The organism is Streptomyces sp. NPDC058880 (genome assembly GCF_042742535.1).
Taxonomy (GTDB): domain Bacteria; phylum Actinomycetota; class Actinomycetes; order Streptomycetales; family Streptomycetaceae; genus Streptomyces.
In genome coordinates this window covers 47,259-69,747 of the sequence record NZ_JBHYMC010000004.1, presented here as the reverse complement: position 1 = coordinate 69,747, position 22,489 = coordinate 47,259, and the positions used below count along the sequence as shown (strand labels likewise).

Here is a 22,489-nt window from a genome sequence, read left to right as displayed (position 1 = left end):
CCGCGGGCACGCCCTCCGCCGTGTCGGACCTCGGACACCGGATGCCCCGTCTCGGGTCCGCGTCTCAGGTGTCGAGCGTCAACCCGTGGCCCAGTGGGTAGCGGCCCGGTACCGGAACGGGCAGGCGGCCCTCGGGCCGGGCCGCCCCGGTGAGGACCCGGGCCGCCGCGCGCATCTCCGCGTCCCCCCAGGAGTACGTGGCCAGCTCCGCCGCGCAGGCCGGCAGGCGGGCCGAGTCGTAGGGATTGCGGAGCGCCACCAGAATCACCGGGACACCGGTGGCGAGCAGGTCGGCCACCAGGGTGCGCTGCGTCCCGCCCTCCTCCGGGACGTTGTACGTGCACACCAGCACCGCCGCGTGCCCCGGCGCCGCGGCGGCCGCGCGCGCCGGCGCCACCGCCGCGGCCCGACAGCCCAGCGCGGTCAACTCCCGGGCCAGCACGACCGTGGGCGGTCCGGTGCCGGCGGTGGGGGAGATCGGATCCGTCCCGGTGACCAGCAGTCGGGGCGCGGCCCCGGCGTCGAGCGGCACCAGCCCGCCGGGGTTCGCCAGCAGGGTCGTCGTGGCGGCCGCGATCCGGTCGGCGGCGTCGAGGTGCCCGCGCACGCCGACGGTCGCCTCCACCGCCTGGGCCGAGGGACGGACCTCGTCGAACAGGCCCCGACGGGCCTTCAGCTCCAGGATCCGCAGCACCGACTCCTCGACGCGGCTCTCGGCCAGCTCGCCCGACGCGACGGCCGCCATCACGCTGCGGTGGGCCAGCGGCAGGTCCGGCGGGTTCAGCAGCTGGTCACAGCCCGCCAGGAGAGCCAGTACGGGCACGCGATCGTCGCCGTACTTCTGGCGGACCCCGGCCATGTCCAGGGCGTCGGTGACCACCACCCCCCGGAAGCCCAGGCGTTCGCGCAGGATGCCGGTGACGATCGGCCGGGAGAGGGTCGCCGGGTCACCCGAGGGATCCAGCGCGGGGAAGACGATGTGCGCCGTCATGACCGCGTCGACGCCGGCCTCCACCGCGGCCCGGAAGGGCGGCTCGTCCAGCTCCTCCCAGGCGGCGCGGGTGTGCCGCATGACCGGCAGCCCGACATGGCTGTCGGTCTCGGTGTCGCCGTGACCGGGGAAGTGCTTGGCGGTGGCGGCCACGCTGGCGCCCTGGTAGCCGCGCACCTGGGCCGCCACCAGCTCCGCCACGGCCTGCGGGTCGGAGCCGAAGGAGCGTACGCCGATGACCGGATTGGCCGGGTTGACGTTGACGTCGGCCACGGGTGCGTAGTCCTGCCGGATGCCCATGGCGGCGAGTTCGGCACCCGCGATGCGGGCGGCGCGCCGGGCGTCGGCGGCGGAACCGGAGGCGCCGAGGGCCATCGCCCCCGGGAACAGGGTCGCGGGCTTGCCGATACGGGCGACGGCACCGTGCTCCTGGTCGGTGGAGAGCAGCAGCGGGATCCGGGAGCCGGTGGTGAGGGCGGCCTGCTGGAGGCCAGCCGAGAGCGCCGCGATCTGCTGCGGGGTCCGGGTGTTGTGGGCCCAGGCGAAGTAGACGATCCCGCCCAGGTGGTAGCGGGACACCAGCTCGGCGGCGGTGCGCACGCCGAACTGCGCCCGGTTCTCCTCGGCGTCGGCCGGGTCGGGATCGGTCGCGGAATGCCCGTAGGCCCGGCAGACGAAGAGCTGGCCGACCTTCTCGGCGAGGCTCATGCGGTCGACGGCGTGTCGCAGCCGGGCCGGGTCGGGCCGGCGGCCCGCGGGTTCCTCGGGGTTGCGGGCGTCTACGGCGGTGGTCCGGGCGGGCCCCGAGGTGGCGGCGACAGCCCCCACGGCCGTGGCGGCGGCCGCGGCGGCCGCGGCGAGCAGGTTCCGGCGGGAGGCGTGGTTCGGCACGGGCCGGACCCTACCCCTGCCGTCCGGGCGGGGCCGGGCGTGTCGGGGCGTGTCGCCCCGCCGGTGCGGGCGGTCCGCCGGCCGGGGGACCGCCCGCACGGGGGGCCGACGCGGCCCAGTGCTCCTGGAGGGTGCGGACCGTCTCGGTAATGGCCGGGCGGCGGGCGGCGCCGGTCCGCCAGAGGGCGTACAGCCTGCGGACGGGCCCCGGCTCCAGCGCGACGGCCACGGCCCCCGGAGGCAGCACGCCGGTGCCCAGCCGGGGGACGACCGCCACCCCGAGACCGGCCGCGACCAGGGCGACGATGGTGTGGTTCTCCTCGGCGACGTGCACGATGTCCGGCTCGAAGCCGGCGGTGCGCAGCGTCCGCATCAGCCAGTCGTGGCAGACCCTTCCGGGCGGCTGGCACACCCAGCGCTCACCGCCGAGGTCGGAGCGCCGGACGGTTTCCCGGGCGGTGAAGGCATGCCCGGCCGGCACCACCAGGTCGCAGCGGTCGTCCCCGATCAGGGCCTGCTCCACCCCCTCGGGAGCGGGCAGCGGGGCGATGTCCCAGTCGTGGGCCACGGCCAGATCGGTGACGCCGCGGGCCACGAGGTCGACGGACAGGTGCGGGTCGACCTCGGTCAGGCGCACGTCCAGGGCCGGGTGACGGCGGGCCAGATCGGCCAGCACCCCCGGCAGCAGGCCGCGCGCGGCCGAGGCGAACGCGGCGACCGTGAGCAGCCCGCTCGGCCGGCCGCGCCGCTCCTCCAAAGTGGTCTCGGCGCGCTCCACGATCGCCAGCAACTCCCGTGCGGTGTCCGCCAGGTGGCGGGCCTCCTCGGTGAGGGCGACCCCGCGTCCGCGCCGCTCCAGCAGGGTGGTGCGGGTCTCCCGTTCCAGCTTGGCGATCTGCTGCGAGACGGCGGAGGGGGTGTAGCCGAGGGCGGCCGCCGCGCCCGCGACCGAGCCGTGGACGGAGACGGCGTGCAGTGCGCGCAGCCGGGCGAGATCGAGCATGCCCCCCATGCTATTCGTCAGCGATGCTTCATCCATGGATGAAGAGATCCGTGCTGGTGCTACACGGTCGGGCCGGTCGATGCTCGGTTCATGCGTCCCGTACACACCGCACTCGCCGTGCTCGTCGCCGCCGTCTGGGGTTTCAACTTCGTGGTGATCGAGGTCGGACTCGACCACTTCCCGCCCCTGCTGCTGTCCGCGCTGCGCTTTCTCGTCGCCGCCCTGCCCGCCGTGTTCTTCGTCGGGCCGCCCAAGGTCGCCTGGAAGTGGATCGTGGGGGTGGGGGTCGCCCTCGGCATCGCCAAGTTCGGACTGCTCTTCACCGGCATGGACGCGGGCATGCCGGCCGGGCTGTCCTCCCTGGTCCTGCAGGTCCAGGCCGTCTTCACCGCCGTCCTGGCCGCCGTCGTGCTCCGGGAGCGGCCGGGCCGGGCCAGGGTGACCGGCATGGCCGTGGCGCTCGCCGGGATCGTCGTCGCCGCCGTGGACGGGGGAAGCTCCGGGCCGGTGCTCGGCTTCACGCTGGTCGTGGCGGCCGCCGCCTGCTGGGGCGTCTCCAACGTGCTGACCCGCAAGGCATCCCCGCCCGACGCGCTGAACTTCATGGTGTGGGTGTGCACCGTGCCGGTGCTGCCGCTGCTCGGGCTGTCGCTGCTGCTGGAGGGGCCCGAACGCGACCTGGCCGCGCTGCGGGCCCTGGACTGGTCCGGGGCGGGCGTCATCGCCTACGTCGCGTGGGTCTCGACCGTGTTGGGCTTCGGGGCCTGGGGCTACCTGCTGCGCCGCTACCCGGCCTCGGCGGTGGCACCGTTCAGCCTGCTCGTACCGGTCTTCGGGATGTCATCGGCCGCGCTGTTGCTGGGGGAGCAGGTGTCGGGCCTGCGCTGGGTGGCGGCGGTGCTGCTGGTGGGCGGGGTGGCACTGACGTCGCTGGCCCCCGCACGGCCGGGGCCCCGTACGGCCGCCCGCGCGCCGGTCGGCGGGGCCGTCAGCGCGGCGAGCCGTCCTGCAGCGGCAGACGCCAGTCCTGCCCGATGAGGGAGACCCCGTAGGAGCGGTGCGGGCGCTCGGCGACCAGGGTGAAGCCCGCCCTCAGGTAGAGCCCGCGGGCGTCGGTCAGCACGTCGTTGGTCCACAGCACCAGCTCGCGGTAGCCCACCGAGCGGGCGAAGGAGACGACCGTGTCGACCAGCAGGCTGCCGATGCCGCGGCCGCGTCCCGCCGGGTCGACCAGGAGCAGCCGCAGCCGGGCGGTGCCGGGTGCGCCCTCCTCGCGTACGCACATCACCGAGCCCACCGGCCGTCCGTCCAGCTCGGCGATCCAGACCCGTTCGAGGTACGGGTCGTGGTCCTCGGCGAAGTCGGCGACGATCCGGGCCACCAGGCCCTCGAACGAGGCGTTCCAGCCGTACTCGGCGGCGTACAGCGCGCCGTGCCGCTGGACGATCCAGCCCAGCTCGCCGGGTGCCGGGTCGCGCAGGAGCAGGCCCTTCGCCCCGGGGTCCGCAGGTGCCTGGGGTGCCGCGGGCGTGTCCATGGCGCCCGAGGATAGCGCGCGGGGCGGTCCGGGGGGACGCCCCGCGCGCGCCGGACCGCCCGGCCCGTGCGGGCACCGGGGCGGCTACTTCCTGTCGCCGCCGAGGACCTGGCCCAGCAGGTCGCCGAGGCCGCCCCCGCCCGCGGGGGGCGCGCCGGGGGCTCCTCCGGCGGGCGTGCCGGCGGCCCGGCCGGAGGCGGCGCGCTTGGCGAACACCGCCAGCAGGACCGGGATCAGCAGCTCGACGACCCGGCTGACGGTGGCCGCGGGGATCCCGGTCTTCTTCGCGACGGCGTCGGCCACGGGCCGGCTCAGCCTGGCCAGCACCCCGGCCATCATTCCGCCGCTCAGCAGCCCGCCGAGACCGCCGCCCAGCGTGGACACGCCCTGCAGCGGGGGCTCGGCGACCTCGGCGAGGGCCCTGCGGACCTCCGCGCCGTCCGCGTCGTCGGCGTCGGCCTGCTGCCGGAGGCCGCCGGTCATCGCCCCGACCGTGGTCGTCACCGTGTCGCGCGCTCCGGCGGTGTCCGTGCCGAGCAGCGAGGCGATCTCGTTCAGCCGGTCGTCACCGAGCTCGCCCAGCACGTCGTCCTGCAATGAGGATTCGCTCATGCCTGAAACGCTACGTCCGTACCGATTTGCCAGCACCTCGGGTAGGCGTTGGGTAACGGAAACATAAAGGTGGGACTTCGGGTGCAACCCTGCGGTGGGGGTCGAGGGTCGTAGGGTGCGTCGGGACTTCCGGGGAGGGATCCGGGGGGATCGGGAAGTCCGACACGGGAGGGGTAACCGTGAGGGGGTCCGGCCGCGAGGCGGGACCCCCTTCGCGCTGTCCGAGGCCTCGTCCACAGGCCTGACGGGATGTCGGCGCGGCCCGGTAGTTTCGGGTCATGGAAACGGACGGGGTACGGGCGGCGGTGCAGCGGGCGGTGGTCGAGGGCGTCCTCGAACGCATCACCTACGCCAATGAGGAGAGCGGCTACACCGTCGCCCGCGTCGACACCGGCCGCGGCGCCGGCGACCTGCTCACCGTGGTCGGCTCCCTGCTGGGCGCGCAGCCCGGCGAATCACTGCGCATGGAGGGCCGTTGGGGCTCCCACCCGCAGTACGGCAAGCAGTTCACCGTGGAGAACTACCGGACCGTCCTGCCGGCCACCATCCAGGGCATCCGCCGGTACCTCGGATCCGGCCTGATCAAGGGCATCGGACCCAAGATCGCCGACCGGATCGTGGAGCACTTCGGGACCGGCACGCTCGACGTGATCGAGGCCGAGCCGAAGCGCCTGATCGAGGTCCCCGGGCTGGGGCCCAAGCGGACGAAGCTGATCGGTGCCGCCTGGGAGGAGCAGAAGGCCATCAAGGAGGTCATGGTCTTCCTTCAGGGCGTCGGCGTCTCCACCTCCATCGCCGTGCGCATCTACAAGAAGTACGGCGACGCCTCCATCTCCGTCGTCAACAACCAGCCCTACCGTCTCGCCGCCGATGTGTGGGGCATCGGCTTCCTGACGGCGGACCGCATCGCGCAGGCCGTCGGGATCCCGCACGACAGCCCCGAGCGCGTCAAGGCCGGATTGCAGTACGCGCTGTCCCAATCCACCGACCAGGGCCACTGCTTCCTGCCCGAGGAGAAGCTCATCGCCGACGGGGTCAAACTGCTCCAGGTCGACACCGGGCTGGTGATCGAGTGCCTGGCCGAGCTCGCCGCCGACCCCGAGGGGGTCGTGCGGGAGTCCGTGCCGGACCCGCAGGGCGGGCCCGACCCGCTGACCGCCGTGTACCTGGTGCCCTTCCACCGGGCCGAGCTGTCCCTGGTCGGGCAGGTGCGCCGGCTCCTGCGCGCCGAGGACGACCGGCTGCCGTCCTTCCAGGACGTGGACTGGGACAAGGCCCTCGGCTGGCTCGCCGGGCGTACCGGGGCCGCGCTCGCCCCCGAGCAGCGGGAGGCGGTCAGGCTGGCGCTGACCCGCCGGGTCGCCGTCCTCACCGGCGGGCCCGGCTGCGGCAAGTCCTTCACCGTGCGCTCCATCGTCGAGCTGGCCCGGGCGAAGAAGGCCAAGGTGGTGCTGGCCGCACCCACCGGACGGGCCGCGAAGCGGCTGTCGGAGCTCACCGGGGCCGAGGCCTCCACGGTGCACCGGCTGCTGGAGCTCAAACCGGGCGGGGACGCCGCGTACGACCGGGACCGGCCGCTGGACGCCGACCTGGTCGTGGTCGACGAGGCCTCGATGCTGGACCTGCTGCTGGCCAACAAGCTGGTCAAGGCGGTGGCCCCGGGGGCCCACCTGCTGCTGGTGGGGGATGTGGACCAGCTGCCGTCGGTGGGCGCGGGGGAGGTGCTGAGGGACCTGCTGGCCGAGGACGGCCCGGTGCCCGCGGTGCGCCTGACCCGGATCTTCCGGCAGGCCCAGCAGTCCGGCGTGGTCACCAACGCGCACCGCATCAACACCGGGCTGCCGCCGATCACCGACGGGCTGCCGGACTTCTTCCTCTTCCCCGAGGAGGACACCGAGGCGGCGGGCGTGCTCGCCGTGGACGTGGCGGCCCGCAGGATCCCGGCCAGGTTCGGCCTCGATCCCCGGCGGGACGTCCAGGTGCTCGCACCCATGCACCGCGGCCCGGCGGGCGCCGGGAACCTCAACGGGCTGCTCCAGCAGGCGATGACGCCGGCCCGCCCCGACCTGCCGGAGAAGCGCTTCGGCGGCCGGGTCTTCCGGGTGGGCGACAAGGTCACCCAGATCCGCAACAACTACGAGAAGGGGGCCAACGGCGTCTTCAACGGCACCGTCGGGGTGGTTGTCGGCCTGGACGCGGACGAACAGCGCCTGACGGTGCGGACGGAGGAGGACGAGGAGATCGGCTACGAGTTCTCCGAGCTCGACGAGCTGGCCCACGCCTACGCCGTCACCATCCACCGCTCCCAGGGAAGTGAATATCCCGCCGTGGTGATCCCGGTCACCACCGGGGCTTGGATGATGCTCCAGCGCAATCTGCTCTACACGGCGGTGACCAGGGCGAAGAAGCTGGTCGTCCTCGTCGGGTCCCGAAAGGCTCTCGGTCAGGCCGTGCGGACCGTTTCCGCAGGTAGGAGGTACACGGCGGTGGCGGCGCGGCTCTCCGGCCGCATACCGGTGGGAAACATCACCTAAATGATCGATCATTTGGGGTTCCCGCCGCCGTTCGGAGGGGGCAGGATGGACAAGTTGGCGGCACTCAGTGCCGTCGGAAGGACCAAACGCCGACCCCGAGTGCACTCTCCTGCGCCAAATGGGGGAAGGTAGAGGCAGTCAGGGCACCTCGAAGAAGAGGCACTACGTCGGTGAGGGATGACGTGAGCGACAACTCTGTAGTACTCCGGTACGCGGACGGCGAATACACCTACCCGGTGGTTGAGAGCACCGTCGGCGACCAGGGCTTCGACATCTCGAAGCTGCGGGCCCAGACCGGGCTCGTGACGTTGGACAGTGGCTACGGCAACACCGCCGCCTACAAGTCCGCGATCACCTACCTCGACGGTGAGCAGGGCATCCTGCGCTACCGCGGCTACCCGATCGAGCAGCTGGCCGAGCGGTCGTCCTTTATCGAGGTGGCCTACCTGCTGATCAACGGTGAGCTGCCCACCGTCGACGAGCTCGCGTCCTTCCGCAACGAGATCACCCAGCACACGCTGCTCCACGAGGACGTGAAGCGCTTCTACGACGGCTTCCCGCGCGACGCCCACCCGATGGCCATGCTGTCGTCCGTGGTCAGCGCGCTGTCCACGTTCTACCAGGACAGCCACAACCCGTTCGACGAGAAGCAGCGCCACCTCTCGACGATCCGCCTGCTGGCCAAGCTCCCGACGATCGCGGCCTACGCGTACAAGAAGTCGGTCGGCCACCCGGTGGTCTACCCGCGCAACGACCTCAGCTACGTCGAGAACTTCCTGCGCATGACCTTCTCCGTGCCGGCCCAGGAGTACGACCTGGACCCGGTCGTCGTCTCCGCGCTCGACAAGCTGCTGATCCTGCACGCGGACCACGAGCAGAACTGCTCCACCTCCACGGTGCGCCTGGTCGGCTCCTCGCAGGCGAACATGTTCGCCTCGATCTCCGCCGGCATCTCGGCCCTGTGGGGTCCGCTGCACGGTGGTGCCAACCAGTCCGTCCTCGAGATGCTGGAAGGCATCAAGAACGACGGCGGCGACGTCGACGCCTTCATCCGCAAGGTGAAGAACAAGGAGGACGGCGTCCGCCTGATGGGCTTCGGGCACCGCGTCTACAAGAGCTTCGACCCCCGGGCGAAGATCATCAAGGCGGCGGCGCACGATGTCCTCTCGGCACTCGGCAAGAGCGACGAGCTGCTCGACATCGCGCTCAAGCTGGAGGAGCACGCGCTCGCCGACGAGTACTTCGTCTCGCGCAACCTCTACCCGAACGTGGACTTCTACACCGGTCTGATCTACCGGGCCATGGGCTTCCCCACCGAGATGTTCACCGTGCTCTTCGCGCTCGGCCGCCTCCCGGGCTGGATTGCCCAGTGGCAGGAAATGATCAAGGAGCCGGGTTCCCGCATCGGGCGCCCCCGCCAGATCTACACGGGCGAGGTCCTGCGCGACTTCGTTCCCGTCGAGGCCCGCTGACCCGAGGCCCCAGGGTGCCCCGCCGAGCCGCGCGGCACCGCCCCAGGCACACAAGAAGCGCCCCGCCGTCGATCCCCCCACGGGTCGACGGTCGGGGCGTTTCCCATTCCCCCCGAAACGGATTCCCCCCACGGGACCCGGATCGGGGCGTCCTTGAGCCGGGACCCGTTCGGGTAGGGAGGGCCGCTCAAAGCCTCCCGCGGGCACGTGTCCCGGCCGGCGGGTGCCACGGAAAACCCCCAAGGTTTCCGTGGAACGTCCCCCAAGACGTTCCTGGCACCGCCCCATTAGACCCGTCACGGCCCCGGATGGTTACGCCGAGGTCACTGTGATCTGCGTCTCCCGTGAAGGAAGTGTGGGAACGATGCGAAGGTCATCCCCTATCGGAAGGACCTCAACCGCAGGCTGTTGGTCACCACGAAGACCGAGGAGAAGGCCATCGCGGCTCCCGCGATCATCGGGTTGAGCAGGCCGGCCGCCGCCAGCGGCAGCGCGGCGACGTTGTAGCCGAAGGCCCAGAAGAGGTTGCCCTTGATGGTGGCCAGGGTCCGGCGGGAGAGCCGGATCGCATCCGCCGCCACCCGCAGGTCGCCCCGTACGAGGGTCAGGTCGCCGGCCTCGATGGCTGCGTCGGTGCCGGTGCCCATGGCCAGCCCCAGGTCCGCCTGGGCCAGCGCGGCCGCGTCGTTGACCCCGTCGCCGACCATGGCGACCGTGCGCCCCTCGGCCTGGAGGCGGCGCACCACGTCCACCTTGTCCTGCGGGAGCACCTCGGCGATCACCTCGTCGATGCCCACCTCGCGGGCCACCGTCTCGGCCGCGGCCCGGTTGTCGCCGGTCAGCAGGACCGGGGTCAGGCCCAGCTCCCGCAGTCGCGCGACCGCCTCGGCGCTGGTCTCCTTGACCGCGTCGGCCACGATCAGGACCCCGCGCGCCGCTCCGTCCCAGGCCACCAGTACCGCGGTGCCGCCCTCGGCCTCGGCGGCCGCCTTGGCCTGTGCGAGCCCCTCGGGCAGGGTGATCGACCAGTCGGCCAGCAGCCGCTCGCGGCCCACCAGGACGGCATGCCCGTCGACCACGCCCTGGACGCCGAGCCCGGCGATGTTCTCGAAGCCCTCCGGCACGGGCAGGGCGCCCGCCCGGTCGGCGGCGGCGGTGGCCACGGCCCGGGCGATCGGGTGCTCCGAGGCGTGCTCCAGGGCCCCGGCCAGGCGCAGCAGTTCGAGTTCGTCGATCCCTTCGGCGGTGACGGCGCGGGAGAGGGTCATCCGGCCGGTGGTGACGGTGCCGGTCTTGTCGAGGACCACGGTGTCCACCCGGCGGGTGGACTCCAGCACCTCGGGGCCCTTGATCAGGATGCCGAGCTGTGCGCCCCGCCCGGTGCCGACCATCAGCGCGGTCGGCGTGGCCAGTCCCAGGGCGCACGGGCAGGCGATGATCAGGACGGCAACGGCGGCGGTGAAGGCGGCCGTCGCGTCGTCGGTGGCGAGCAGCCAGCCGGTCCAGGTGGCGAGCGCGAGGACCAGGACGACGGGCACGAAGACCCCGGAGATCCGGTCGGCGAGGCGCTGCACCTCGGCCTTGCCGCTCTGCGCGTCCTCGACCAGCTTGGCCATCCGGGCGAGCTGGGTGTCGGCCCCGACCCTGGTCGCCTCCACGAGCAGGCGCCCAGAGGTGTTGACGGTGGCGCCGGTGACGGAGTCGCCCGCGGACACCTCGACCGGGACGGATTCACCGGTCAGCATGGAGGCGTCCACGGCGGAGCTGCCCTCGACGACCGTGCCGTCGGTGGCGATCTTCTCGCCGGGGCGCACGACGAAGCGGTCGCCCACGGCGAGCTCGGCCACCGGGATGCGCACCTCCCCGCCCGCGCGCAGGACGACGACGTCCTTGGCGCCCAGTTCCAGCAGGGCCTTGAGGGCCGCGCCGGCCTTCCGCTTGGAGCGCGCCTCCAGGTAGCGGCCGAGGAGGATGAAGGTGACGACCCCGGCCGCGACCTCCAGGTAGATGGCGGAGGAGCCGTCCGTGCGGGAAATGGCGAAATCGAAGCCGTGCCGCATGCCGGGCATGCCCGCGTGGCCGAAGAACAGGGCCCACAGCGACCAGGCGAAGGCGGCGAGCGTGCCGACCGAGACCAGGGTGTCCATGGTCGCGGCACCGTGCCGGGCGTTGGTCCAGGCGGCCTTGTGGAAGGGGAGGGCCCCCCACACCACGACGGGCGCAGCCAGGGTCAGCGACAGCCACTGCCAGTTGTCGAACTGCAGGGCGGGGATCATCGCGAGCAGGACGACGGGCAGGGCGAGTGCCGCGGAGACCAGCAGGCGCTGCCGCAGGGCGGACAGCACCGGGTCGGGCGCCGGTGCCCGGTCCGCTTCCTCGCCGCCGCTTCCCCCGGCGGCCGCGGGGGCGGCAGGGGTGGGCGGCGCGGGCTCCTCGGCGGTGTAACCGGTCTTGACGACGGTCGCGATCAGGTCCGCGACCCGGACGTCGCCGCTGTAGGAGACGTGGGCCTTCTCGGTGGCGTAGTTCACCGTGGCCTCGACGCCGTCCATCCGGTTGAGCTTCTTCTCGATGCGGGCTGCGCAGGAGGCGCAGGTCATCCCGCCGATCGAGAGTTCGACCGCCGTTATCGGTCCGTCGTGCACTGTGCTGGTCATGTTCCGGCTCCAGGGGGATGGCCGGGCCGTGCGGGTCCAGTATGAGCTGGCCGGCACGGCCCGGCGGGTGCTGCGCAATGCCGCGGGTGCGGCCGAAGGGGGACGGGTGTCGCTCAGAGCCGTCCGGCGAACTCGTAGCCGGCCTCGTCCACGGCGGCGCGGACGTCCTCGTCGGCCAGCGGGGCGGCGGAGATCACGGTGACCTCGCCGGACGCGGCGACGGCCTTGACCGAGGTGACGCCCGGCAGTGCGGCGATCTCGCTGTTCACCGCGCCCTCGCAGTGGCCGCAGGTCATGCCGGTCACCCGGTAGACGGTGGTGGTCTGGGTGTCCGTCTCGGCGCTCATGTCGTTCTCCTCTTCAGCGGTGTGTCCGGTCGCCGGGGTGGCGGCCGATGCTCCCACCGTCCTCCCGACGACCCAAGAGTATACCCCTGGGGGGTATAAAGCGAGCATCGGCGTCCGGTCCCTCTCCGCCGTGGCGGGCTCAGTCCTCGCGGCGCCCCCGGTTGCCGGGCCGCCGGGCCACCCATGCGCGGACCGTGTCGGCGTACCAGTAGGGCCGGCCGCCCTCCACGTGGTCGGGCGGGGGGAGAAGTCCGTGCTTGCGGTAGGAGCGCACGGTGTCCGGCTGGACCCGGATGTGTGCGGCGATCTCCTTGTACGACCACAGCTGTCGGTCGCTCATCTGGGACACCCTCCTGGTCCACACCGCCGGGCCGGCCGGGAGGCCGTCGGGGGATCCGGCGCGCGGACGCTGACGATCACGTGCCCGGGGAACGACGCGGGCCGGGGGCCGGGGAGGGGCTGTCGACCGCCTGTGACGGAAGACCCGCGTAACGCGGACATGCGTGACACGAGGGCGACCCCCGTGACCGAAGAGTCACGGGGGCCGAAGGGGAGAACGCCGGGGGATGGGCCCCGTGAATCAGCGGTATAGGGCCGGCCGGTCCGCCAGCTCCACCACCGTCCGCGCACCGGTGCGCGCGGCCGCGAGGCCCGCCTCCGAGACGGCCGCCGCCGCGTAACCGTCCCACGCCCCGGGCCCCGTCACGCGGCCGCGTGCGGCCGCGGCCACCCAGCGCCGCAGTTGCCGGTCGTAGGCGTCGGCGAAGCGCACCGTGAAGTCCTGGACGATCTCCCCGCCCCACCGGCCCGCCGCCTGCACCACCATCGCGTGGCCGTCGCCGATCCGGGCGCTGCCCGCCTCACCGACCGCCTCGCACTGCACCTGGTAGCCGAAACCACAGTTGACGAAGATCTCCACGTCGACGACGGCCCCACCGGAGGTCTCCAGCACCACCATCCGGGGATCGGCCAGCCCCTCGGGCGCCGCCGACGTGGGCCGCGGCGACAGCACCGTCACTGCGGTGATCTCGTGCCCCAGCAGCCAGCGGGCCGCGTCCACCTCGTGCACCACGGAGTCGCTGATCAGCATGTCGCTGGTGAAGAAGGACGGCGAGGAGGCGTTGCGGTGCCGGCAGTGCAGGAAGAGCGGACGGCCGATCCCGCCCGCGTCCAGCAGCTCCTTGAGTCGCTCGTACTCGCTGTCGTACCGCCGCATGAACCCCACCTGGACCAGGCGCCGCCCCAGCCGCTGCTCGGCTTCCATCACGCGCAGCGCCCCCTCCGGCTCCGGAGTCAGCGGCTTCTCGCACAGCACCGGCAACTCCCGCTCCAGGGCCCGCAGGATCGCCTCTTCGTGGGCGGGCCCCGGGGACGCGATCAGGACGGCCTGCACCCCGGGCGCGGCTATCGCCGCCGCCGGGTCGGTGTGCGCACTCGCGCCGTCGAGGGCGCCCGCGACCTCCTTGACCCGATCCCCGTCCGGGTCGGCCACGGCCACCACCCGGGCGCCACCGACGGTCCGCCCGAACCGGCGCACGTGGTCCGCGCCCATCTTCCCGGTGCCGATGACGGCGATGCCGAGCGTGCTGGTCATGTGGTGTTCCTTCCGGAGTGTCAGCGGGCGCCGCAGGAGCGGAGGTAGGCACGGGTACGACGGGCGATCGGCAGCGGCCGGTCAGGCGGGCAGGGATACATGTCCTGCTCCACGATGGCGAACAGGTCCACGCCCAGACGCTGGGCCGCGGCCAGTACGGGTTCCAGCGCGGGCACCCCCGACGGCGGTTCGCACATCACCCCGCGGCCCACCGCCGGCCCGAAGGGCAGCTCCTCGGCGACGACTTCGGCGAGGATCCGCGGATCGACCTGCTTGAGGTGGAGGTAGCCGATCCGCTCGGCGAACGTCTCGACGGCCTGCACGCTGTCGCCGCCGCAGTACGCGTAATGGCCGGTGTCCAGGCAGAGCGAGACCAGGGCGGGGTCGGTGGCGTCCAGGAAACGGGCCACGTTCTCGGGGGTGTCGATGTGGGTGTCGGCGTGCGGGTGGACGACGATCCGCAGCCCGTACCGGTCCTGGACCTCGTGGCCGAGCCGCTCGGTCTGGGAGGCCAGGTGGCGCCACTGGGAAGCGGTGAGGGTGCGATCCTCCAGCACCTTCCCGGTCCTGTCGTCCCGCCAGAAGGAGGGGATGACGACGAGATGGGCGGCGCCCACGGCCCGCGTCAGCGCCGCGATCCGCGACACGTGCTCCCAGGTCTCCTCCCACACGGCGGGTCCGTGATGGAGTCCGGTGAAGACCGTTCCGGCCGAGACGCGCAGGCCGCGCGCGGCCGTTTCCTCGGTGAGCCGGGCGGGATCCGTGGGCAGGTAGCCGTACGGGCCGAGCTCGATCCACTCGTACCCGGCGTCGGCGACCTCGTCGAGGAAGCGCCGCCAGGGGGTCTGCTGCGGGTCGTCGGGAAACCAGACACCCCAGGAGTCCGGAGCCGAACCGATGCGGATACGGGTCAACGCGGGCGGGGAGGACGTCATAACGGCCACCTTAGGGTGGAGGACGAGTGGGAGGACTGACTGTGACCGGCACCGGCGATCCGTATCCGTTCGACCTGATCACGATGGGCCGGATCGGGGTGGATCTCTACCCGTTGAGGACCGGCGTACCACTGGCCGAGGCGGAGACCTTCGGCCGGTTCCTGGGCGGTTCCGCGGCCAACGTGGCCGTCGCCGCGGCCCGCCTCGGGCGGCGGACCGCGCTGATCAGCCGTACCGGTGCGGACCCTTTCGGCACGTATCTGCGCACTGAGCTGCGGGGCTTCGGGGTGGACGGCCGCTGGGTGGCCGAGGTCGCCGGGCTCCCCACACCGGTCACCTTCTGCGAGATGTTCCCGCCCGACCGCTTCCCGCTGTACTTCTATCGGCTGCCGAAGGCGCCGGACCTGGAGATCGCAGCGGACGAGGTGGACCTGGCGGCGGTACGGGCGGCCCGCGTGTTCTGGATGACGGGCACCGGCCTGAGCGAGGAGCCCTCGCGGGCGGCGACGCTGGCGGCACTGGAGGCCAGGGGCCGGACGGGCACGACAGTGTTCGACCTGGACTGGCGGCCGATGCTGTGGCGGGAGAAACCGGAGCCGTACTACGCGCGGGCGCTCGCGCACGCGACGGTGGCCGTCGGCAACCCGGAGGAGTGCGAGATCGCCACCGGCGAGTCCGAGCCGTACGCGGCGGCCCGGGCGCTGCTCGCCGCGGGGGTGGAACTGGCGGTGGTCAAGCGGGGGCCGCTGGGCGTGCTGGCGGTCCACCGCGACGGGACGACGGTGGAGGCTCCGTCGGTCGAGGTCGACGTGGTCAACGGGCTCGGCGCGGGTGACGCGTTCGGCGGGGCCCTGTGCCACGGGCTGCTGGCGGGGTGGGAGTTGGGGCGGACCGTGCGCTACGCCAACGCGGCGGGGGCCATCGTGGCCTCGCGGCTGGCGTGCTCCAGCGCGATGCCGTTCTCCCCCGAGGTGGAGGAGGTGCTGGGGCGTGCCGGTGGTGTCTGAGTGGGGGATGGAGTGGACCCGGCTGAGCGTGCTGGAGCTCGATCCGGGGGAGGCGTACCGGTTCCCGTCGGTGGACTGCGAGTGGATCGTGCTCCCGCTGTCGGGCGGCTGCGAGGTCCGCTGCCGGGTCCTGCCCGGACCCGGGGGCGCCGACCCCGCGGCGGAGCAGCACGTCTTCGAACTGCGCGGCCGCAAGGGGGTCTTCGGCGGACCCACCGACTTCGCGTACCTGCCCCGCGATGCGCACACCGAGATCCGCTCCGCCGCGGGCGGCAGGTTCGCTCTCGCAGGTGCCCGCTGCCCGCGCCGCCTGCCCCCGCGGTACGGACCGGCCGAGGGCGTGAGCGTCGAGTTGCGCGGCGCCGGCCGGTGCTCGCGGCAGGTCAACAACTTCGCCGCCGCGGGCCCGGAGGGCTTCGACTGCGACCGGCTGATCGCCGTCGAGGTGCTCACCCCCGGCGGGAACTGGTCCTCGTACCCGCCCCACAAGCACGACGAGCACCACCCCGGCGAGGAGTCCCGCCTGGAGGAGATCTACTACTTCGAGATCTCCCCCCACGGGGACACCCCCGGCCTCGGGTACCAGCGCGTCACGCCCTCCCCGGCCGGGAAGACCGACATCCTGGCCGAGGTGCGGACCGGCGACGCCGTGCTGATCCCCGATGGCTGGCACGGCCCGTCCATGGCCGCCCCCGGGCACGACATGTACTACCTGAACGTGATGGCCGGACCGGGCGGCGGGCCGCGGGAGTGGCTGATCCGCGACCACCCCGACCACGGCTGGATCCGCCACACCTGGGCGGGGCAGGACGTCGACCCCCGGCTGCCCTTCCCCCGAGCAGGAACGGAGGACCACCGATGAGGCTCACCGTCGCCCAGGCGCTCGTACGCTTCCTCGCCGCCCAGTACACCGAGCGCGACGGCCGCCGCCACCGGCTGATCGCCGCCACCTGGGGGATCTTCGGGCACGGCAACGTGGCCGGCATCGGCCAGGCCCTGCTGGAGACCGGCGGGACCGGGCCCGGCGCCATGCCCTTCCTCCAGGGCCGCAACGAACAGGCCATGGTGCACGCCGCCGTCGGCTACGCCCGCCAGAGCGGCCGGCTCTCCACCCACGCGGTCACCACGTCCATCGGCCCCGGTGCCACCAACCTCGTCACCGGCGCCGCCCTCGCCACGATCAACCGGATCCCGGTCCTCCTGCTGCCCGGTGACACCTTCGCGACCCGGCCCGCCGATCCGGTCCTCCAGCAGCTGGAGGTCCCGTACGCCGGTGACGTCTCCGTCAACGACGCCCTGCGGCCCGTCTCCCGCCACTTCGACCGGGTCACCCGGCCCGAGGCCCTGATCCCGGCCGCCCTCCAGGCCGTACGCGTCCTCACCGACCCGGTGCAAACCGGCGCCGTCACCCTCGCGCTGCCGCAGGACGTGCAGGCGGAGGCGTACGACTGGCCCGCGGAGTTCTTCGCCGAGCGCGTCTGGACGGTGCGCCGTCCGCGGCCCGACCGCGCCGAACTCGCAGCCGCCGCGGACGCCGTACGGGGCGCCGCGCGCCCGCTGGTCGTCGCCGGCGGCGGAATCCGGCACAGCGCGGCCCAGGACTCCCTCGCCGCCCTCGCCGAGGCCACCGGGATCCCGGTGGCCGTCACGCAGGCGGGCAAGGGCGTGCTGCCTCACGGCCATCCCGCCGACGTCGGCGGGATCGGCCACACCGGAACGGCCACCGCTGCCGCTCTCGCCCGGGAGGCCGACCTGGTCCTCGCCGCCGGAACCCGGCTCAGCGACTTCACCACCGCCTCGGCGACCCTCTTCCAGAACCCGGCCGTCCGGTTCGTCGGGCTCAACCTGGATCCGCACGACGCCCACAAGCTCGCCGCCCGCCCGCTGGTCGCCGATGCCCGCGAGGCCCTCGACGCCCTCCGGGAGGCGCTGGCCGGCCACCGCGTGGACGCCGGCTACGAGGCGGCGTACCGGCAGGAGGCCGCCCGCTGGGAGGCCCGCGTGGACCGGGCCTACGCCGTAAGCGCGCCCGAGGAGGAGCTCCCGCCCACCCAGGCCCAGGTGCTCGGGCTCCTCGACCGCCTCGTCGACGGCTCCGACATCCTGGTCAACGCGGCCGGCTCGCTCCCCGGCGACCTGCACAAGCTGTGGCGGGCCCGGTCCGCGGACCAGTACCACCTGGAGTACGGCTACTCCTGCATGGGCTACGAGATCCCGGCCGCCCTCGGGGTCGCGCTCGCCGCCCCCGGCCGGCCCGTGTGGGCGCTGGTCGGCGACGGCACCTACCTGATGAACCCGACCGAGATCGTCACCGCCGTCCAGGAGGGCGTCCCCATCAGGGTGGTCGTCCTCGACAACCACGGCTACGCCTCCATCGGCGGCCTCTCGGGGGCGGTGGGCGCCGAGGGCTTCGGCACCGCCTACCGCTTCCGGGCGTCCGACGGCGCGTACACCGGAGACCCCCTCCCGGTGGACCTGGCCGCCAACGCGGCCTCTCTCGGAATGGCCGTGATCCGCGCCCACACCGTACGTGACCTGCGGGAAGCCCTCACCGAGGCCCGTTCGGCGACGCGCCCCACATGTGTCTACGTACAGACCCGAACGCCCGACACTGTGTCGGGCCCACCCCCGGCACCGGCGTGGTGGGATGTTCCTGTGGCCGAGACCGCGACCCGCAAGGCGGCGTCCCGGGCCCGTGAAGAGTACGACCGGCAAGCCGCGCAGCGACGTCGCCATCTGTGAAGGAGCAATAGGCATGAAGACCGTCAACCACTGGATCGGTGGCAAGACCGTCGAGGGCGCGTCGGGCACCTACGGTCCGGTCACCGACCCGGCCACCGGCGAGGTCACCACACAGGTCGCCCTCGCCTCGGCCGAGGAGGTCGACGCCGCGGTACAGGTCGCCAAGGAGGCCTTCCTGTCCTGGGGCCAGTCCTCGCTGGCCGCCCGTACCAAGGTGCTGTTCGCCTACCGGGCCCTGCTCGATGCCAACCGCGACGCCGTCGCCGAGCTGATCACCGCCGAGCACGGCAAGGTCCACTCGGACGCGCTGGGCGAGGTCGCCCGCGGCCTTGAGATCGTCGAGCTGGCCTGCGGGATCACCACACAGCTCAAGGGCGAGCTGTCGACGTCGGTCTCCAACCGGGTGGACGTGGCCGCCATCCGCCAGCCGCTCGGCGTCGTCGCGGGCATCACGCCCTTCAACTTCCCGGCGATGGTCCCGATGTGGATGTTCCCGCTGGCCATCGCCTGCGGCAACACCTTCGTCCTCAAGCCGAGCGAGAAGGACCCGTCGGCGTCCAACAAGCTGGCCGAGCTGATGGCCGAGGCCGGTCTGCCGGCCGGCGTACTGAACGTCGTCCACGGCGACAAGGCGGCCGTCGACGCGCTGCTCGCCCACCCCGACGTGGCGGCCGTCTCCTTCGTCGGCTCCACGCCGATCGCCCGCCACATCCACACCACCGCCTCCGCCCACGGCAAGCGCGTGCAAGCGCTCGGCGGTGCCAAGAACCACATGCTGGTCCTGCCCGACGCCGACCTGGACGCGGCCGCCGACGCGGCGGTCTCCGCCGCCTATGGCTCGGCCGGTGAGCGCTGCATGGCCATCTCCGCCGTCGTCGCCGTCGGCTCCATCGGCGACGCCCTCGTCGACAAGATCCGCGAGCGGGCCGAGAAGATCAAGATCGGCCCCGGCAACGACCCGGCCTCCGAGATGGGCCCGCTGATCACGGCCGCCCACCGCGACAAGGTCGCCTCGTACGTGAAGGGCGCGGCGGCGCAGGGCGCCGACGTGGTCCTGGACGGCACCGGATACACGGTCGAGGGCAAGGAGAACGGCCACTGGATCGGCCTCTCCCTGCTCGACCACGTCCGCACCGACTCCGACGCCTACCGCGACGAGATCTTCGGCCCGGTGCTGTGCGTCCTGCGCGCCGAAACCTACGAAGAGGGCGTGGCCCTCATCAACGCCTCGCCGTTCGGCAACGGCACCGCGATCTTCACCCGCGACGGCGGCGCCGCCCGCCGCTTCCAGTTGGAGATCGAGGCGGGCATGGTCGGCGTCAACGTCCCGATCCCGGTGCCGGTGGGCTACCACTCCTTCGGCGGCTGGAAGGACTCGCTCTTCGGCGACCACCACATCTACGGCAACGACGGCATCCACTTCTACACCCGCGGCAAGGTCGTCACGACCCGCTGGCCGGACCCCTCGGACGCCCCCGCCGGCGTGGACCTGGGCTTCCCGCGCAACCACTGATCCACGCCCGCGCCCGTCCGGGAGCCCGGGCCGCCGTACGTACGATCCGTACGGCGGCCGGGCCGCGGGCCCCGAAGGACCGACCCGCCCCCCCCGCGACCTCACCGCGGGGGGCGGGTTCCGTGTTGCGGCGGGTCAGAACCTCGACCAGACGTCCGACGCGGCCGCGCCGGCCCGGACCGCGTCGCCGTGGCCGTAGCCCGGGACCACGTCGAAGGAGACGTGCGCGTTGCCGCCCGCGCGGATCAGCTCCGCACCGCGCGGGTGGTCGCCCCGGCCCAGCTCGGTGTTGAGCCAGACCACCTCCGCGGTGATGCGGTCCCAGGCGATCCGGTACGTGTCCTCGTCGCCCGCCCAGACCGCCGCCAGATCCCGCAGCAGCGCCGCCGGAAGCAGGCCGCTGCCGAGGGCCGCGGTCGCCGCGTGCCAGGTCGCCAGCGAGGTCCGGGTCAGGGCGAAGCGGTCCTCGGCGGGAGTCGCTCCGAAGTCGTAGGTCCCGGCGGAGCGCCCCTGGGTGTGGATCCAGTTCGTGGGCCCCGGAAGCGCGGCCGTGCGGATCAGGGCGAAGTGGGCGAGTCCGGCCTGGGTGAAGCGCAAGGTCCGGTCCGGCGGCCACGGCGCCGGGGAGACGCCGTCCGGATCGGCCACCGCCTTCGAGATCAGGGCCGCGAGCCCCGGATCGACCCCGGGGACGCCCTGTGCGAGCTGGGTGGCGTACGCGTCCCGGGCGTCGGCCGCCCGCAGCGCGAGATCGCCCGTGTAGGGCCCGGTCGTGTCCAGGGCCACCACCCGGCGCAGCCGGGGCGAGGCGTCGTGCGAGGCCGCGTCCAGCGCGAGGGCGGCCCCCGCCGCGTGCCCCACGTACGCGTAGGGGAGTCCCAGTTCGCAATCCAGCGCGTCCACCACTCGGGCCAGGTCCCGGCGGTGCGCTTCGAGGCCCCAGGCGGCGGAGACGTCGGCGGGAGCGGCGGCATCCTCGCGCGGGGTGACCCCGACGACGAGCAGGCCCCGGCGGCGCAGCGTATGGGCGAGGTTGCGCTCACCCCGGCCGCCCTCGGTGACCACACCATGCGGAGCGCCCGCATTGGCCGGAGTGATCGGAGTGATCGGAGTGAAGAATTCCGCCGCGAAGTTCAGTCCGCCGCCGGGCAGCAGGTACGCGATCCCCTCCGGTTCCCGGGCCGTGTCCGCGACCACGTCCACCGTGACGGGGGCCGGGCCGCCGTCGTCGAGCGGGAGGGTGAGGCGGATCCAGCCGTCGCCGGGCAGGTAGGCAGCGGTGCCGGTGCCCAGGGCGCGCTCGATGCGGGTCAGCAGTCCGATGCCCCCGGCCGCGTCGCCGTGCTGTCGTTCCCTCACAGGTGTCCCCCTTGAGCCGGTGATGGCCGAATACCGTCACCTGGGGACACCCTTGCCGGTCAGCGCCTTCCAGCCAAGTCCAGGACGGAATCATCCTGTTCGCTCTCGGCGCGACGGCGGCCGCGCAGCACCCGCATGGTGATGCCCGCGCCCGCCAGGACCAGCAGCAGGCCGGCGGCCGGCCAGGGAACGGCGACGAACTCGGTCTCGGACCGGGAGGTGAGACCGGGGTGGGCGGCGGCACCCGCCGTGACTCTGACGGTCACCCGGTCCGACTGGGGCGCGTCCGGCCACGGTTCGGTCAGCTCGATCCGCCGGCCCGGCAGCAGCGTCAGCTTCAGTTCCCGTGCCGGCCGGTCCAGCACCCGGCGGCCGAACAGTCCCTCCGCGGACACCGCCACCGTCGGCTCGACCACCACGTTGCCGCGGTTGACGAGCGTGTAGCGGACCGTGGCGCGGGCCTCCCGCACCCAGGGCAGCAGCGGCGCGGACCGGGTGACCCGCACGTCCTCCACGCTCAGCCCGGGCGTGACGGGACCCGGCACCCGCAAGTACAGGCGGGCGCCCACCGAACGCCGCACCCCGACCTGGACCTTGCCGTCCTGCTGTACGCCCTCCACCGCGGTGCCCAGGGCCACGATCCCGCCCACGTGGTCACCGGGCGTCGCGTCCGCCGGGACCCGCAGGGTGAAGGGGATGTCCTTGCGGCCCCCGGCGGGAACGGTGACGTTGCCCGCCGTCTCCGGCGCCAGGGTGATCCACGCGCCGACGTCCTCCGGCGCCGTCTCCACCGGCAGTAGCGCGAACGCGCCGCCGTCGGTGGTGTTCACGGCATCGGTGGCGAAGATCCGGAAGGTCAGGTCCCGGTCCGAGGAGTTCAGCACCGTCACGCTGTCGGAGAGCGTGGTCCCGGCCGCGCCCTGGTGGAAGAAGTACCCACGGCCGGTCATGGCAGCGCCGGCCGATGGCGTCGGGAACACCGCCCATGTGCCGTTGTCCGCGGCCGCCGCCGGGCCCGCCGCCAGCGGGCCGGCGCCCAGCAGCAGCCCGAGGAGCAGGCAGCTGAGAAGCAGACCGGGGAGACCGGTGCGGGTGCGGGAGCGGCCGGGTATGCGCGTGCGGGAGCGGCCGGGCGTGCTGCTGCGGGTGGGCATGGGCGGTCTCCAGGCGGCGCGGAGAAGGGGAGGGGGTGGTGGGGGGCCGGGGCGCCCCCCCCCCCCCGCGGCGCCGGCCGGACCGGGGGCGGGCACGCGGAAGACACAGGAAACAACCCCAGGGTGGTGTGGGCCCAAAAA

At 73.2% G+C, this 22,489-nt stretch carries 18 protein-coding genes; 7 read left to right on the top strand and 11 right to left on the bottom strand.

Translation table 11 applies throughout. The features are described from left to right. Positions 1–64 precede the first annotated feature (64 nt). Entirely contained in the window at positions 65–1,882 is a 1,818-nt protein-coding gene (locus ACFW2G_RS04065) for a glycoside hydrolase family 3 protein (protein WP_384580712.1), read from the bottom strand. Between the two features lie 10 nt (positions 1,883–1,892). Then, positions 1,893–2,885: a LysR substrate-binding domain-containing protein gene (locus tag ACFW2G_RS04060; RefSeq protein ID WP_384580715.1), complete on the bottom strand. Its 993-nt coding sequence runs from the start codon at positions 2,883–2,885 to the stop codon at positions 1,893–1,895. 90 nt (positions 2,886–2,975) lie between these two features. Here ACFW2G_RS04060 and ACFW2G_RS04055 point away from each other — a divergent pair, with 90 nt between their 5' ends. Continuing rightward, the gene (locus ACFW2G_RS04055) at positions 2,976–3,923 is read left to right on the top strand and encodes an EamA family transporter (RefSeq protein ID WP_384445947.1); all 948 of its coding nucleotides are present in this window, start codon (positions 2,976–2,978) and stop codon (positions 3,921–3,923) included. Here ACFW2G_RS04055 and ACFW2G_RS04050 read toward each other — a convergent pair. Both ACFW2G_RS04050 and ACFW2G_RS04045 read right to left on the bottom strand, forming a co-directional pair. After that, entirely contained in the window at positions 3,874–4,422 is a 549-nt protein-coding gene (locus tag ACFW2G_RS04050; RefSeq protein ID WP_052030849.1) for a GNAT family N-acetyltransferase, read from the bottom strand. The genes ACFW2G_RS04055 and ACFW2G_RS04050 overlap by 50 nt on opposite strands. Before the next feature lie 84 nt (positions 4,423–4,506). Then, on the bottom strand, positions 4,507–5,034 hold the full coding sequence (locus ACFW2G_RS04045) for a DUF937 domain-containing protein (RefSeq protein WP_384445945.1): 528 nt from the start codon (positions 5,032–5,034) through the stop codon (positions 4,507–4,509). 278 nt (positions 5,035–5,312) lie between these two features. Here ACFW2G_RS04045 and ACFW2G_RS04040 point away from each other — a divergent pair, with 278 nt between their 5' ends. Together ACFW2G_RS04040 and ACFW2G_RS04035 are read left to right on the top strand one after the other, a co-directional pair. Beyond that, positions 5,313–7,568 (top strand): ATP-dependent RecD-like DNA helicase, encoded by a 2,256-nt coding sequence (locus ACFW2G_RS04040; protein WP_384445944.1) that lies wholly within the window; start codon positions 5,313–5,315, stop codon positions 7,566–7,568. Positions 7,569–7,750: 182 nt separating this feature from the next. Further along, on the top strand, positions 7,751–9,040 hold the full coding sequence (locus ACFW2G_RS04035) for a citrate synthase (RefSeq protein ID WP_037923550.1): 1,290 nt from the start codon (positions 7,751–7,753) through the stop codon (positions 9,038–9,040). 380 nt (positions 9,041–9,420) lie between these two features. Here ACFW2G_RS04035 and ACFW2G_RS04030 read toward each other — a convergent pair whose 3' ends face one another. From ACFW2G_RS04030 to ACFW2G_RS04010, 5 genes are all read right to left on the bottom strand, one after another. Next, a complete protein-coding gene (locus tag ACFW2G_RS04030; RefSeq protein WP_384445943.1) occupies positions 9,421–11,697 on the bottom strand; it encodes a heavy metal translocating P-type ATPase in 2,277 nt (758 codons plus the stop codon). A 113-nt stretch (positions 11,698–11,810) separates the two neighbouring features. After that, positions 11,811–12,044: a heavy-metal-associated domain-containing protein gene (locus tag ACFW2G_RS04025; RefSeq protein ID WP_037923552.1), complete on the bottom strand. Its 234-nt coding sequence runs from the start codon at positions 12,042–12,044 to the stop codon at positions 11,811–11,813. A gap of 139 nt (positions 12,045–12,183) precedes the next feature. Further along, positions 12,184–12,384, bottom strand: a complete 201-nt coding sequence (locus ACFW2G_RS04020; protein WP_037923554.1) for an AlpA family transcriptional regulator — start codon at positions 12,382–12,384, stop codon at positions 12,184–12,186. A 240-nt stretch (positions 12,385–12,624) separates the two neighbouring features. Further along, positions 12,625–13,638 carry a Gfo/Idh/MocA family protein gene (locus ACFW2G_RS04015; protein ID WP_384445942.1) on the bottom strand — a complete coding sequence of 338 codons (1,014 nt, stop codon included), beginning with the start codon at positions 13,636–13,638 and terminating at the stop codon, positions 12,625–12,627. 20 nt (positions 13,639–13,658) lie between these two features. Then, on the bottom strand, positions 13,659–14,573 hold the full coding sequence (locus ACFW2G_RS04010) for a sugar phosphate isomerase/epimerase family protein (RefSeq protein WP_384580718.1): 915 nt from the start codon (positions 14,571–14,573) through the stop codon (positions 13,659–13,661). Between the two features lie 83 nt (positions 14,574–14,656). Here ACFW2G_RS04010 and iolC point away from each other — a divergent pair, with 83 nt between their 5' ends. The 4 genes from iolC to ACFW2G_RS03990 are packed head-to-tail and all read left to right on the top strand — an operon-like array spanning position 14,657 to position 19,835. Then, on the top strand, positions 14,657–15,580 hold the full coding sequence (gene iolC, locus ACFW2G_RS04005) for a 5-dehydro-2-deoxygluconokinase (RefSeq protein WP_384580756.1): 924 nt from the start codon (positions 14,657–14,659) through the stop codon (positions 15,578–15,580). 7 nt (positions 15,581–15,587) lie between these two features. Then, the gene (gene iolB, locus ACFW2G_RS04000; RefSeq protein WP_384580758.1) at positions 15,588–16,442 is read left to right on the top strand and encodes a 5-deoxy-glucuronate isomerase; all 855 of its coding nucleotides are present in this window, start codon (positions 15,588–15,590) and stop codon (positions 16,440–16,442) included. Continuing rightward, positions 16,439–18,322 (top strand): 3D-(3,5/4)-trihydroxycyclohexane-1,2-dione acylhydrolase (decyclizing), encoded by a 1,884-nt coding sequence (gene iolD / locus ACFW2G_RS03995; RefSeq protein ID WP_384580720.1) that lies wholly within the window; start codon positions 16,439–16,441, stop codon positions 18,320–18,322. The genes iolB and iolD overlap by 4 nt, the downstream gene beginning before the upstream one ends. A 13-nt stretch (positions 18,323–18,335) precedes the next feature. Continuing rightward, on the top strand, positions 18,336–19,835 hold the full coding sequence (locus tag ACFW2G_RS03990; RefSeq protein ID WP_037923561.1) for a CoA-acylating methylmalonate-semialdehyde dehydrogenase: 1,500 nt from the start codon (positions 18,336–18,338) through the stop codon (positions 19,833–19,835). A 135-nt stretch (positions 19,836–19,970) separates the two neighbouring features. On the opposite strand, the gene ACFW2G_RS03985 is transcribed toward ACFW2G_RS03990, so the two are convergent. Continuing rightward, a complete protein-coding gene (locus ACFW2G_RS03985) occupies positions 19,971–21,194 on the bottom strand; it encodes a hypothetical protein (RefSeq protein WP_384445940.1) in 1,224 nt (407 codons plus the stop codon). A 59-nt stretch (positions 21,195–21,253) separates the two neighbouring features. Further along, positions 21,254–22,348, bottom strand: coding sequence for a WxL protein peptidoglycan domain-containing protein (locus ACFW2G_RS03980; protein ID WP_384445939.1), 1,095 nt, complete (start codon positions 22,346–22,348; stop codon positions 21,254–21,256). Positions 22,349–22,489 lie beyond the last annotated feature (141 nt).